This window comes from Nocardia jiangxiensis NBRC 101359 (genome assembly GCF_000308615.1).
Classification (GTDB): Bacteria; Actinomycetota; Actinomycetes; order Mycobacteriales; family Mycobacteriaceae; genus Nocardia; species Nocardia jiangxiensis.
On sequence record NZ_BAGB01000047.1, the window covers coordinates 331,970 to 345,560 of the forward strand.

Annotated in this window: 10 protein-coding genes and 1 pseudogene; 7 read left to right on the top strand and 4 right to left on the bottom strand. The window is 68.2% G+C overall.

The window, feature by feature from the left end:
• Positions 1-69: 69 nt before the first annotated feature.
• The 6 genes and pseudogenes from ON40_RS22005 to ON40_RS22030 all read left to right on the top strand — a co-directional run bounded on the left by ON40_RS22005 (position 70) and on the right by ON40_RS22030 (position 8,308).
• Positions 70-1,731 (top strand): thiolase C-terminal domain-containing protein, encoded by a 1,662-nt coding sequence (locus tag ON40_RS22005; RefSeq protein ID WP_040825583.1) that lies wholly within the window; start codon positions 70-72, stop codon positions 1,729-1,731.
• Positions 1,732-1,758: 27 nt separating this feature from the next.
• Positions 1,759-2,274 (top strand): DoxX family protein, encoded by a 516-nt coding sequence (locus tag ON40_RS22010; RefSeq protein ID WP_040825585.1) that lies wholly within the window; start codon positions 1,759-1,761, stop codon positions 2,272-2,274.
• A 62-nt stretch (positions 2,275-2,336) separates the two neighbouring features.
• Positions 2,337-3,152, top strand: coding sequence for an NAD(P)-dependent oxidoreductase (locus tag ON40_RS22015; RefSeq protein ID WP_040825588.1), 816 nt, complete (start codon positions 2,337-2,339; stop codon positions 3,150-3,152).
• 25 nt (positions 3,153-3,177) lie between these two features.
• Positions 3,178-3,990: pseudogene (locus ON40_RS22020) on the top strand (NAD(P)-dependent oxidoreductase); the annotation flags it as partial.
• Positions 3,991-4,049: 59 nt separating this feature from the next.
• A complete protein-coding gene (locus tag ON40_RS22025; RefSeq protein WP_245567926.1) occupies positions 4,050-6,299 on the top strand; it encodes a sensor histidine kinase in 2,250 nt (749 codons plus the stop codon).
• 365 nt (positions 6,300-6,664) lie between these two features.
• Positions 6,665-8,308 carry a flavin-containing monooxygenase gene (locus ON40_RS22030; protein WP_051193393.1) on the top strand — a complete coding sequence of 548 codons (1,644 nt, stop codon included), beginning with the start codon at positions 6,665-6,667 and terminating at the stop codon, positions 8,306-8,308.
• Between the two features lie 45 nt (positions 8,309-8,353).
• Here ON40_RS22030 and ON40_RS22035 read toward each other — a convergent pair whose 3' ends face one another.
• Positions 8,354-9,382, bottom strand: coding sequence for a TIGR03617 family F420-dependent LLM class oxidoreductase (locus tag ON40_RS22035; RefSeq protein ID WP_040826009.1), 1,029 nt, complete (start codon positions 9,380-9,382; stop codon positions 8,354-8,356).
• Positions 9,383-9,501: 119 nt separating this feature from the next.
• On the opposite strand from ON40_RS22035, the gene ON40_RS22040 reads away from it, so the two are divergent.
• The gene (locus tag ON40_RS22040) at positions 9,502-10,341 is read left to right on the top strand and encodes an enoyl-CoA hydratase (RefSeq protein WP_051193394.1); all 840 of its coding nucleotides are present in this window, start codon (positions 9,502-9,504) and stop codon (positions 10,339-10,341) included.
• A 12-nt stretch (positions 10,342-10,353) separates the two neighbouring features.
• On the opposite strand, the gene ON40_RS22045 is transcribed toward ON40_RS22040, so the two are convergent.
• The 3 genes from ON40_RS22045 to ON40_RS22055 are packed head-to-tail and all read right to left on the bottom strand — an operon-like array spanning position 10,354 to position 13,535.
• On the bottom strand, positions 10,354-11,967 hold the full coding sequence (locus ON40_RS22045) for an acyl-CoA synthetase (RefSeq protein ID WP_083895823.1): 1,614 nt from the start codon (positions 11,965-11,967) through the stop codon (positions 10,354-10,356).
• 45 nt (positions 11,968-12,012) lie between these two features.
• Positions 12,013-12,198 (bottom strand): ferredoxin, encoded by a 186-nt coding sequence (locus ON40_RS22050; RefSeq protein WP_040825594.1) that lies wholly within the window; start codon positions 12,196-12,198, stop codon positions 12,013-12,015.
• Entirely contained in the window at positions 12,198-13,535 is a 1,338-nt protein-coding gene (locus ON40_RS22055; protein ID WP_083895851.1) for a cytochrome P450, read from the bottom strand. Before ON40_RS22055 ends, ON40_RS22050 begins: the two co-directional genes overlap by 1 nt.
• Positions 13,536-13,591: the final 56 nt, after the last annotated feature.

A 13,591-nucleotide genomic window follows, 5' to 3' on the forward strand; every position in this document is an offset into this window, starting at 1 on the left:
TCGGGCACACCCGCACGCACGGCGAATCACGACGCAGCACAACGCAGCACGGCAAGGTAAGGAGGCGAGATGGCCGAGGAATCGGGACGACCGCTACCGTTGCTCACCCTGGAGAACGAGTTCTTCTGGACCTCCGGGGAAGACGGCAACCTGCGGATACAGGAGTGCGAATCCTGTGCGGCACTGATTCATCCGCCGCAGCCGATCTGCCGGTACTGCCGCAGTCGTGCGCTGGGCGTGCGGGTGGTGTCCGGATTCGGCACGCTGTCGAGCTTCACCGTCAACGAGCGGTTCAGCCTGCCGGGCATGCCCGCGCCCTACGTCATCGCGCAGGTCGCGCTCGAGGACGATCCGCGAGTTCGGCTGACCACCAACATCATCGACGCCGATCCCGACTCGCTGACGCTGGGCATGCGGGTCGAGGTCACCTTCCTGGCCGACGGCGACGTCTGGCTGCCGGTGTTCCGGCCGGTGGCGCCCCGGTCCGAGCCCGCGCCGCTGCCGCAGGAGGAGATCGACCCGGCGCGATTCGGCGAATACGTGCGGCCGATGGTCCGGACCGAGAAGTTCGAGGACAAGGTCGCGCTCACCGGAATCGGCATGTCGCAGATCGGGCGGCGGCTGATGCGGCCGCCGCTCGAGCTGACCATCGACGCCTGCGAGCAGGCGGTCGCCGATGCGGGCCTGACCATGGCCGATATCGACGGTCTGTCGACCTATCCCGGCGGCGGCAATCTCGGCGGGTTCGCCGAGGGCGGGGTCACCGCACTCGAAGCGGCCCTCGGGCTGCGGCCGACCTGGCACAACGGCGGCATCGAGACGTTCGGGCCCGGCGGTTCGGTGATCGCGGCGATGCTCGCGGTCGCCGGTGGCCTGGCCCGGCACGTGCTGTGCTTCCGCACCGTGTGGGAGGCCACGTTCAACGAACGCATGCGCGCGGGCAAGGTTCCCGCGCCCGGCGGCGGACGCACCACGAGCTGGCAGATGCCCTTCGGCGCGTCCTCGGCCGCGCACACCCTCGCGCAGAACGCGCAGCGGCACTTCCACCGCTACGGCACCACGCGCGAAACGCTCGGCTGGATCGCGCTGAATCAACGGGCCAACGCGGAGCTGAATCCCAGTGCGGTGTACCGGGATCCGATGACCATGGCGGACTATCTCGCCGCGCGGACCATCACGACTCCGTTCGGCCTGTACGACTGCGACGTGCCGTGCGACGGCGCGGTCGCGGTCATCGTCTCCGCGGTCGACGCCGCGCGTGACCTGCCCGTCGAACCGGTCCTCGTGGAGGCGGTCGGCACGCAGATCATCGAGCGCATCGAGTGGGATCAGAGCACGCTGACCCACGAGCCGCAGTCGATGGGGCCCGCGGCGCATCTGTGGAGCCGCACCTCGCTGCGTCCCACCGACGTCGACGTGGCCGAGCTCTACGACGGGTTCAGCTTCAACTGCCTGTCCTGGATCGAGTCGCTGGGGTTCTGCGGAATCGGCGAGGCCAAGGACTTCCTGGACGGCGGCAAGAACATCGCCCGAGACGGATTACTGCCACTCAATACCCACGGCGGCCAGCTCTCGCACGGCCGCACGCATGGCATGGGCCTGCTGCACGAGGCTATCGTGCAGTTGCGCGGCGCGGGCGAGGCCCGTCAGGTCACCGACGCCCACGTCGCGGTCGTCTCCAGCGGCGGCCTGACCCCGGGCGGGGCGTTGCTGCTGCGTAGCGACACCTGATCGGCCGGAGTTATCGGAGGAGTTGTCATGAGCGTGACCGATGTCGCGTTACTGCTGGTACGAATCGTGTTGGGCGGCACCATGATCGCGCACGGCGTCAACCACTGGGTGGGCGGCGGGAAGATCGCCGGAACCGCCGGGTGGTTCGGCGGCCTCGGGCTGCGCCAGCCGATCCTGCAGGCATGGCTGAGCGTGCTGACCGAGATCGCGGCCGGAGCGCTGCTGATCCTCGGCCTGCTGACCTCGTTCGCGGCTGCGGCGGTGATCTCGGTGATGCTGGTCGCCGGACTGCTGGCGCATCGCACCAACGGGTTCTTCGTCTTCAAAGAGGGCTATGAATACGTACTCGTGCTGGGCGTCGTAGCGCTGGCGCTGGGCATCCTCGGACCGGGCTGGCTGTCGCTGGACCACGCGGGCGGTATCGCCATCACCGGCTGGGCGGGCGGCGGCGTCGCCCTGATCCTCGGGGTGGTCGCGACCGGCGGACTACTGGCCACGTTCTACCGGCCCCAGCCCGCGCCCGAGGCCGCGCCGCAGAACTAGACATCATCGCCGCGTCACCGAACAGCGGTGCGCGGGAGCATTTTTCGATAGGGAGGCACCGCATGCGGGTCGGATTCATCGGACTGGGCAGTCAGGGCGGCCCGATGGCCCGCCGGATCGTCGAGGAGGGTTTCGAGACGACGCTCTGGGCACGCCGTCCGGCGTCGCTGGAGCCGTACGCCGACACCGCCGCGAAGTCCGCGGCCACCCCGGCGGAACTGGCCGCGGCCAGTGATCTGGTGTGCCTGTGCGTGGTCGGTGACGACGACGTGCGGCAGGTGCTCGAGGGCGAACAGGGCGTGCTGGCCGGATTGCAGCCCGGCGGCATCGTCGCCATCCACAGCACCGTGCACCCCGACACCTGCCGCGAACTGGCCGAGAAGGCTGCCGCACAGGGTGTCTCACTCATCGATGCGCCGGTCAGCGGCGGCGGTATGGCCGCGCAGGCGCGGCGGCTGCTGGTGATGATCGGCGGCGACGACGATGCGGTCGAACGGGCCCGACCGGTCCTCGCGAGCTACGCCGACCCGATCGTGCACCTGGGCGGCGTCGGCTCCGGGCAGACCACCAAACTGCTCAACAACCTGCTGTTCACCGCGAACCTCGCCACCGCCAAGAGCGCCCTGGACCTCGGGAACGAGCTCGGGGTCGACGCGGCGCGCCTGGGTGAGGTGATCACGCACGGCACCGCGAACAGTTTCGCGCTCGGCCGGATCACCGGCGGCGGCACGCTGGAAGTGCTCGCCGCGCACGCGGCCACTCTGCTGCGCAAGGATGTCGGCCTGATCGCGGGCCTGGCCTCGGACGCCGACATCGAGCCCGGCATCGTGCTCACCGCGGCCGATGCGACGCTCGCGATGATGCAGCACCCGCGCTGAATTCAATTGCCGGACAGGGGTACACGCGATGCGAATCGGATTCGTCGGTGCGGGCCGGATGGGCAGGCCCATGATCCAGCGGTTGGTGGCGGCCGGACACGAGGTGAGTGCGCTGGGCCGCAACGCCGATGCGCGCCGGGCCATCACCGAACTGGGCGCGCAGGCGGTGCCCTTCCCCGCGGCCACCGGAACCCGGGCGGACGCGGTGATCATCTGCGTGTTCACCGACGAGCAGGTGCGGGCGGTCTGCCTGGACACGCCACTGCTCGAGACCATGCCGCCCGGCTCGGTGCTGGCCGTGCACACCACCGGCAGCCCGCGCACCGTGGAAGCCGTTGCCGCGGTGGCGGATTCCCATGACATCGAGGTGCTCGACGTACCCGTCAGCGGCGGGCCGCACGATATCGCCGCCGGGCAGCTCACCCTGTTCGGCGGCGGGGACGCCGCGGCGCTGGAGCGGATCCGGCCCGCGCTGGAGTCCTACGGGGATCCGATCCTGCACCTGGGCCCGCTGGGTTCGGGGCAGCGGGTCAAGCTGGTCAACAATGTGCTGTTCGCCGCGCAGATCGGCCTGGTGGCCGAATCGGTCCGGCTGGCAACACAACTCGGCGTCGAGGAGTCCGCGCTGTTGTCGGCTCTGCCGCATGCCAGCAGCGCCGGACGCGCGCTGGGCAGTGTCGCGGCCAAGGGGTCGGTGGCGGCGTTCGCCGAATCGGTGGGCGAATTCCTGCGCAAGGACGTGTCGGTAGCTCGCAACCTCGCCGCCGAACTGAATGCGGACCTGGGCCCGCTCGCCACCGCCATCGATGCCGCCGACCATCGGAATCCCGGCGATTAGCTGCGAATTCTCTCCGCGAGAGCTGATTACTTTTTATGGTTTTCCGTTATATTTGCTCGGTGCTACCCGCCAGATTCGCGGGGATCCGCAGTACGATCCTCGCCGTCGCACTCGTCCCCAGCCTCGTCCTGCTGGCCATCGGCATCACCGGAGCCATCTACCTGGTGATCACCGGACATCGCGCCGAGAACTTCGCAGAAGACCTGCGCGCCAACGAGACTCCGGCCCGCAACCTCGTGGTCGCGGTGGAGCGGGAGCGGTTGCTGTCGCTGTGGAAGCTGGCCGGGCAGCGGATCGATCCGGGCGCGCTCCCGGCCGCGCGCACGGCCTTCGACAGCGCGCTGGACGGAATCATCCCGGTCGAGGTCCAGTTCGCCAAGACGCAGGGCACCTCGGTGGCCGGAACCCTCCAGGGATTCGACACGCTCAAGACGCAACTTCCGTTGCTGCGCAAGGGTGTCGACGCGGGGACCGCGCCGCTCGCGGACGTCTACACCTTCTACAGCCGCCTGCTGGACGGCGTGGATCAGGGCACCTACACGATCGAGCAGTCCGCGCCCGATATCGCCTCGGCCATCCAGCTCACCCACGCCGCGGACCTGCTCGGCGTCGTGGAGGCCATGGCCCGCTCCATCTCGCTGACCGCCCTGGCCGGGACCACCGCGGGCATGCCGCCGACGCTGCTGACCGAGTACCGCAACCAAGTCGGTTGGTATCACACGCAATTGGCCAAGGTGCAGGCCGGATATGTGGAGACCGATCCGGCCACCGAGAAGCGGATCGCCGACCTGGTCGCCGCGCCGGACTGGCGGCAGCTCAGCGATATGGAGGACGCGATCCTGCACCCGGAGGCGACCGGGCGATCCGGCAATTCCGCTGTGCTGCCGATGAATCTGGCCGATTGGCGGCGCACCGGCGACACCGTCGAGGGTCAGATGATGCAGCTGTGGGTGGAGCACAATGCCACCGCGCAGCGGCAATCCGCCGATTCGGGTACGCATCGCGCGCACAACTCACTGATCGTCGGGATCGGCATGGCGGGCCTGGCGCTGCTGGGATTCCTGCTCTCGCTGCTGCTGGCCAACCGGATCATCGGACGCCTGCAACGACTGCGGACCGAAACCCTCGCCCTGGCCGAGGTCGCGCTGCCCGAGACCATGCGCAGACTCGGCGCCGGCGAGGACGTCTCGGCCGAGGAACGCGCCGCGCGGCTCGACTTCGGTCGCGACGAGATCGGCGCGGTGGCACAGGCTTTCAATCAGGCGCACACCGCCGCCGTGGACGCCGCGGTCACCGAGGCGCGCACCCGCGAGGGCGTGCGCGCGGTCTTCCTCAATATCGCGCACCGCAGTCAGCTCGTCGTGCATCGGCAACTGGAGATCCTGGACGAAGCCGAACGGGGCGAGGAGAATCCGGCCGTTCTGGACGTGTATTTCCGGCTCGATCACCTGGCCACCCGCGAACGCCGCAATGCCGAGAATCTGCTCATCCTCGGCGGCGGGCGGCCCGGCCGCCAGTGGCGTAAGCCGGTGCCGCTGATCGAACTGGTCCGCAGCGCGGTCGGTGAAACCCTGGACTATGCCCGGGTGCACACCAGCCGGATGCCGCACGCGTACATCCTCGGCGATGTGGTGGGCGACCTGATCCACCTGCTGGCCGAACTGGTCGACAACGCCACCTCGTTCTCGCCGCCGGAGTCCCGCGTGGATGTCACCGGCACCGTCGTCGGGCGCGGGGTTGCCGTGGAGATCGCCGATCAGGGGATGGGCATGAGCCCCGAGGACATGCGGCGGTCCAATGAGATGCTGGCCCGCCCACCGGATTTCGCCGTCACCACGCTGTCGGCCGATTCCCGGCTGGGACTGTTCGTCGTCGCGCTGCTCGGCGCGCGCCACGGCATCTCGGTGCGCCTGACCGAATCCGATTACGGCGGCGTCCGCGCCATCGTCCTCATCCCGAACTCCTGCGTCAGCATCGAGCCGGTCACCGATGAGAATGCCCCGCAGCGGATTTCACCTCCCTTCGAGCCCGTGGCGGCGGTCCCGGTCGGCGCCGCGCCCGCCATGGCCGCCCCGCAGGCCCGACCGACCTCACCGGGACAGAGCAAACCCGCCCTCCCCAAACGCCGCCGCCAGGCCAGTCTCGCCCCCGAACTCGCCGACGCCCCGGGTGTCGACTCCGCGGCGCCGCGCCCGAACCGCACCGCCGAACAAGCCCGAGACCTCATGTCCACCATAGAAAACGGCACCCGCCAGGGCCGACGGGCAGCCCCGCCCACCCGGCTCCCACCGAACGCCGACGGTCGCTGATACGCCGCAGCGCCCACCGTGCGGGCCGGTCCGCGCGCACCGCTGTCCGCTGCTGGGCTCTCGGTGGTGACGGTAGACGCTACCGGCCACGTCTCGTGGCGGTTGGCGGATTCGCCTGTCGTGCACTGGCAGTCGCGATGACGGCATCGGCAGGTCCTGTCCCGCATGACATGCGATCGGCGTGCTCGCGTTGTGATGTCCGGCAAGCAGTTTCGACGGGCATTGTGCGGAACCACGAACGCGCGCAAGGATGTTCCGCTAACCTGCAGCCTGTACCGTTCTGTAAAACTGAAGCTCGGCGAACTCATCCGCGCACCGATGAGCTCGTGACATCAACCGAGCCGCAGCGACATGAGGGGGCAACAATGACAACGACCTCGGAGCACTCCGCATTCTCGACCGGGCAGGAGGCTCGCGAGATCGACGCCGTCGTCGTCGGAGCCGGATTCGCCGGGCTTCACATGCTGCACAAGTTACGCGAACTCGGACTCTCGGTGCAGGTGTTCGAAGCGGGCGACGGACTCGGCGGCACCTGGTTCTGGAACCGCTACCCGGGCGCACGCGTCGACGTGAAGAGCATGTACTACAACTACTCCTTCGACCCGGAGCTCGAGCAGGAGTGGGAGTGGACGGAGAAGCTGCCGCCGCAGCCGGAGTTGCTCCGCTACATCAACCACGTCGCGGATCGTTTCGATCTGCGTAAGGACGTGCAGTTGCAGACCCGGGTCACCGCTGCGGTCTACGACGAGTCCGCCGCACGGTGGCGGATCACGACCGACCGGGGCGAGGTCGTCTCGGCACGGTTCGCGATCATGGCGACCGGCTGCCTGTCGGTGCCGAAGATGGCGGAAGTTCCGGGCATCGAGACGTTCCGGGGCCGCAGCTTCCACACCGGCAACTGGCCCGAGCAGCAGGTGGACTTCACCGGCCGGCGGGTCGCGGTGATCGGCACCGGTTCCTCTGGGGTGCAGGTTATTCCGCTGGTCGCCGAAGCGGCCGGGCAGCTCACCGTATTCCAGCGCACCCCGAACTATGTTCTGCCCGCCGGCAATCACCCGATCGATCCCGAATTCCAGCGCGGGATCAAGTCGCGCTACCGCGAAGTGCGCAAGGCCAACCGGGAATCGGGCTTCGGCATCGCGCAACCCGAGGCCACCAAGGGGGCGCTCGAGGTGAGCGAAGACGAGCGAAATGCCTTCTACCGCAGGGTATGGGAGGACAAGAACAGCGAACTGGTCAGCATGCTGGTCGGATTCACGGACCTCCTCGCCGACGAAGCCGCCAACGAGACCGCCGCCCAGTTCATCCGCGACCGCATCGCCGAGATGGTGACGGATCCGGCTGTCGCCCGGCTACTTCAGCCCGCCGGCCTCTTCGGCGTCAAGCGCCCGGTCCTGGGGACCGACTATTACCAGACCTTCAATCGTCCCAATGTCCGGCTCGTGGACGTCCGCGCGACCCCGCTCACCGAGGTCACCGAGTCCGGACTCGCGACGACGCAGGAGAGTTTCGAGTTCGACGACATCATCTACGCCACCGGATACGACGCGATGACCGGTGCGCTGGACGCGATCGACATTCGCGGCCGGGGTGGTGCGTCGCTGCGGGAGAAGTGGGCCGCCGGGCCCGTCACCTACCTCGGTCTCGCCATGGCGGGCTTTCCGAACCTCTTCACGATCACGGGCCCGGGTAGCCCCTCGGTCCTGTCGAACATGATGGTGTCCATCGAGCAGCACGTCGACTGGGTGGCGGACGCGATCGAAGCGCTGCGCTCCAAGGGCGTCACGAGCATGGAGGCCGAGATCGACGCGGAGCAGGAATGGACTCGGCACGTCGACGAAGCCGGCAATATGACGCTGTATCCGAAGGTGGACTCCTGGTACGTGGGATCGAATGTGCCCGGCAAGCCGAGGGTGATGTACGCGTACATCGGCGGCGTCGGAGCGTATCGCGAAAAGTGCGACCAGGTCGCCGCCGACGACTACGACGGTTTCACGCTGACGCAGTGACCGAGGCACGGCCGGTGCCGGAACTTCCGCACCGGCCTACCCGGACTAGGCACTGATCTCTCGGAGCGTGCATTCCTCCCGGATGCGGCGGGCGAGGTCGGCGGCCTCAGCGCGGTCGAGACTCGGTGGCAGCGTCAGCGACAGACGAGTGAGCAAGCCGCCGAAGCGATCTGCGATGCGGGAGGGCAGCTCGTCCGGCGGGGCGATGGCCGCGAAGGCATCCAGCATCTCGTCGGTGATCAGGCGTGCCATCTCGTCCCAGCGGCCCGACTTGGACAGCACAGTGAGCTGCTCGCGGGTTTCCGCCCAGCCGTGCAGTTCGAAGATGCCGCGATAGGCGGGGGTCGAGGCGTAGAACGCGATGCGTTGCCGGAGCGCGGGTAGTGCGGCGGCGATCTGGGCTTCGGTGCCGGTGACGACGAAAGGCGTTGCCGCCATCTCGAATCCGTCCATCGTGGCGCCGACGCGCGCGCGGCCCTCGCGCAGCGCGGGGACGGTGCGTTCCCGCAACCAGCGGGCCGTGGTGAAGCCGTGACACAGGAAGCCGTCGGCGACCTCACCGGCGACCCGGGTCATCGCCTCGCCCACCCCGGCCAGCAGGACCGGAGGCGGGCCGAAATCATGCTGCGGCGGAATGAAATCCGGCGGCATCAGGGTGTGCCGGTAGAACTCGCCCTCGTAAGCCAGCGCGGCGCCCTCGTGCCAGCAGGACCAGATCGCCCGCAGCGCCAGGACGTATTCGCGCAGCTGCGCGGCGGGCCGCCCCCACGGCATCCCGAACCGCCGCACGACATGCGCCCGCACCTGCGAACCGAGTCCGAGGGTGAGCCGACCGTGCGAATGGCGCTGAATATCGTCGGCGGTGTACGCCAGCGTCATCGGCGAGCGAGCGAAGGCCACCGCGATCGAGGTGCCCAGGCCGATACCTTCGGTGGCCTCGGCGGCAACGGCCAGCGCCAGGAACGGATCCTGATTCAGCTCGCCGGCCCAGAGTCCGTCGAATCCGTCGGCCTCCAGCTCGCGGGCGCGGGCGAAGGCCACCCCCAGTCCCGCGATGGTGGCGTCGACCTTCATCCGATCCACCTTTCGAATACCATATTCTCCTATTATAAGAACAGTATATTCACTCCCGTCCAGCAAACGGAGTGAGCGGGTGCGGCGGCAATCCGCCCACACAGTTCGGAGGTGTCCCCATGACCGATGCCGACGCCCTGGTCCGGGTCGAGACCGCGGATCGCGTCGCGACCCTCACGCTGAATCGCCCCACCGCGCGCAATGCGCTCAGCCGCGCCCTGATGGACGCGCTGTGGGATGCGGTCACCGCGGCCGGGGACGATCCCGGAATCGACGTCATCGTGCTGACCGGTGCGGATCCTGCCTTCTGCGCGGGCGTGGACCTCACCGAGGCAGCCGGTGGAACCATGCCACCCCTGCGGCCACCGGGCCAGGGCCCCGGACGCGATACGAACGGCCTGTTCCGATTCCTGCCGCCGATCGACAAACCCGTCATCGGCGCGATCAACGGCGCGGCCGTCACCGGCGGCCTCGAGGTGGCCCTGCAGTGCACCTTCCTGATCGCCTCGGACCGCGCCCGTTTCGCCGATACCCACGCCCGCCTGGGCGTCATGCCCGGCGGCGGCGCGACGGTCCTGCTGGCCGCGACGGTCGGCGCCCGCAAGGCCGTCGAACTCTCGCTCACCGGCAACTTCCTCACCGCCGCGGAAGCGCTGCGCCTGGGCCTGGTGAATCACGTTGTGCCACACCGGGACCTACTCCCCTTCGCGCAACGCCTCGCGGGCGACATCGCGGGCAACGATCCCCGTGCGGTGCGGCAACTCCTGGGGCACTACAGCCGGGTCGCCGACACGGCCACGCTGACCGAGGCGCATCTGCTCGAGGGCATCCTCGCCGAAACCTGGCGTCCGGGCACGAGCGATATCGCCGCTCGCAGAGCAGCGGTCGTCGCGCGCGGCCGCAGCCAGGTGCATTCGGACCCCGGCCCGGCCGAAGCGGACGCAACGCCCACGCCCTGACCGGCCACATGCTCAGCGCACCAGGTTGTCGTGGCCTTCCCAATAGCGCTGCCGCAGTTGACGTTTGTACAGCTTCCCGCTGGGGTCGCGCGGCAGCTCGGTCACGAAGTCGACCGTGCGAGGGCATTTGTAGGCGGCCAGTTCCGCACGGCAGTGGGCGATCAGCTCATCGGCCAGCACGACGTCCCCGGCAGCGGTATCGACCAGTTGTACAACGGCTTTCACCGACTCGCCCATCTCCTCGTCGGGAACGCCGATCACCGCGACATCCGCGATGACCGGATGCGAGGCCAGGATGTTCTCCGCCTCCTGCGGATAGATGTTGACGCCGCCGGAGATGATCATGTGGGCCTGCCGGTCGGTCAGGTACAGATAACCGTCCCCGTCGAGATAGCCCATGTCCCCGAGAGTGCGCCAGCCCTTCTCGTGCGTGACCGACGCCGTCTTGGCCGCATCGTGGTGATATTCGAACCCGCGGCCACCGGCGAAGTACACCACGCCGACCTGTCCGACGGGCACCTCCGCACCGTCCTCGCCGACGATGTGACATTCCTGCGCGGGCCTGCCCACCGAGCCGGGATGCGCGAGCCATTCCCCCGCGGAGATGTAGGTGTTCCCCACATCCTCGGTGCCCGAATAGTATTCGCTGATGATCGGGCCCCACCAGTCCAGCATCTGCCGCTTGACCGGGACCGGGCACGGCGCGGCCGAGTGCACCACGTCCACCAGACTGGACAGGTCGTAGCTCTCGCGTTCCTCGCGCGCGAGCCGCAGCATCCGCACGAACATCGTCGGCACCAGCTGAGTGTGCGTCACCCGATACCGTTGGACCAGTTCGAGATACAGCCGCGGATCGAAGCGCTCCATCACGATCACGATCGCGCCCATCCGCTGCCAGGACATCGAGAACACCAGTGGCGCACCGTGATACAGCGGCGCGGGCGAGAGGTACACCGCGTCTTCCCGGGCGCCGCTCACCAGCAGACCGCGGGCGATCTGCACCGGCGGGGCCTCGGGATCACCCAGCGGCGTGGCCGGGAGGGGTTTGCGAATCCCCTTGGGCCGCCCGGTCGTTCCCGAGGAGTAGAGCATCTCGCGGCCCTCGCACTCCTCTGTCCCCAGCGGTTCACCCGAGGACCCGGCCAACACCTCCGGGTAGTCCTCGAACCCCTCGATCCGCCCGGCCGCGCAGATCCGGATCGGGACCCGGGACAGGTCCAGACCCGACACCACCTCGGCGAGCGGTTCACTCGTCATCAGCGCGGTGGCGCCGCAGTCGTCCAGGATGTACTGCACCTCACCGGCGGTCAGGTGCCGGTTCACCGCGGTGTAGTACAGCCCGGAACGCTGTGCCGCCCAGGCGATCTCGAGGAACTGCCGATTGTTCTCCAGCAGGATCGCGATATGGTCGCCGACCTTCAGTCCCCGCGCCCGCAGCGCCCGTGCGAAACGGATCGAACGATCCTCCAGCTGCGCATAGGTCACCACCTCACCGCCGGCGGCGAGCACGACAGCGGGACGATCCGGCGTCCGCTCGGCATGCCATCCGAGTGTCAGTGCCGCCGCACCGGGCGGCCGATCCCCCTGCGCCGCACCGGAATCGGACGATGTACCGGTCTCACGCATCTCGCGCTCCCTCCGATCGAACTCGGCTGTGCCACGCCCGCGCGATCAGCTCACGACGATGGCCTGTTCCGGGCATGCCTGAGCGGCCTCACGCACAGCGTCCTCGAATTCCGGAGCGACGTCCGGCCCCGCCTCGGCGTACCCGTCGTCACTGAGCTCGAATACCTCCGGGCAGATACCCAGACAGATCCCGTGGCCGCGACAGCGGTCCGAATCGATCGAAACCTTCATTACGCCTCGCTTTCGGCGATGTCGAATTCCAGATGCAGCTCGGTCAGACCGCGCAGCACGAACGTCGGCACATACTTGTAGATGCGCGCATCGGCGGGGCCGTGCACCTTCTCATCGATCCGGATATCGCTGGTGCGCTTCAGGAGCAGTTCGATCGCCACCCGCGATTCCGCGCGAGCCAGCGGCGCACCCGGGCAGGTGTGAATGCCGCGCCCGAACGAAATGTGCTGGCGCGCATTCGAACGCTGCGGATCGAAGGTCGAGGGATCGGTGAACTTGCGCGGATCCCGGTTGGCCCCGCCGTTGACGACCATCAGCGTGGTCCCGGCGGGCAGATCCACCCCGCCCACGGTGACCGGCACCTTCGAGAGCCGGAAATCGCCCTTCACCGGACTCTCGGTGCGCAGCACCTCCTCGAGGAAATTGCCGATCCGGGAGTGATCCTCGCGCAGTAGCCGCTGGATCTCGGGCTGTTCGGCAATCACCCGCAGCGCCGAGCTGAGCAGCCGGACCGTGGTCTCCTGACCGGCGGAGAACAGATTCGCCGCGACCGCGACCACATCGCGCACCGGCGGCTCGGTCCCGTCGGCGAACGTCGCCTCGGCCATGCTGGACAGCACGTCCCCGCGCGGTTCACGACGCCGGTCCTCGATGTAGGCGGAGAATTTCTCGTACAGGAATTCGATCGGATTCTCCTGCATGGCATCACCTTTGGTGCTGCCGATGGCGTTGCCCTCGCTGCGATGCGGATCGCGCTGCAGGGTGTACAGGAACTGCTCCTGATCGTCCGGCGGGACGCCGAGCAGATCGGCGATCGTGTACAGCGTGAACGGGCCGGCGAAATCCCGGATGAAGCAGGCCGAGTCGGCGGCGAGATATTCGTCCAGGATCCGATCGGCGATCGACCACATCGCCTGCTCGTTCTCCTTGAGCCGCTTGGGCGTGATCAGCCGCATCAGCAGACCGCGGTGCTGGGTGTGCACCGGCGGATCCAGGGTCGGCAGCTGATCGCTGAAGGGCAGCTCGTCGCGGTGCTTCTCGATCAGCTCGCTGATGTCATCGCCCTCGAGCGGGACCGGAAATCCCGGAAACGGCCCGGTCACCGAGGTGACCGAGGAGTACTTCTCCGGATCGTTGAGCACCTCGAGCGCCTCGTCGTACCCGGTCACCATGTAGACGCCGTGGTGGTTCTCCTTGGTGACGGGACATTGCGCCCGCAGGGCGTCGAAGTATGGGTACGGGTCCTCGAGGAGCTCGCGCCCCAGGAAAAAGTCCGTCGACGTGACGTCGTTCACCACTGCTGACTCCCTTCGGGCGGCGGCGGTTGCACCGTCCATCCGATCCATGAGAATGATACTCTCATTAACTGATGATCCGATTCTCACATTGCTGG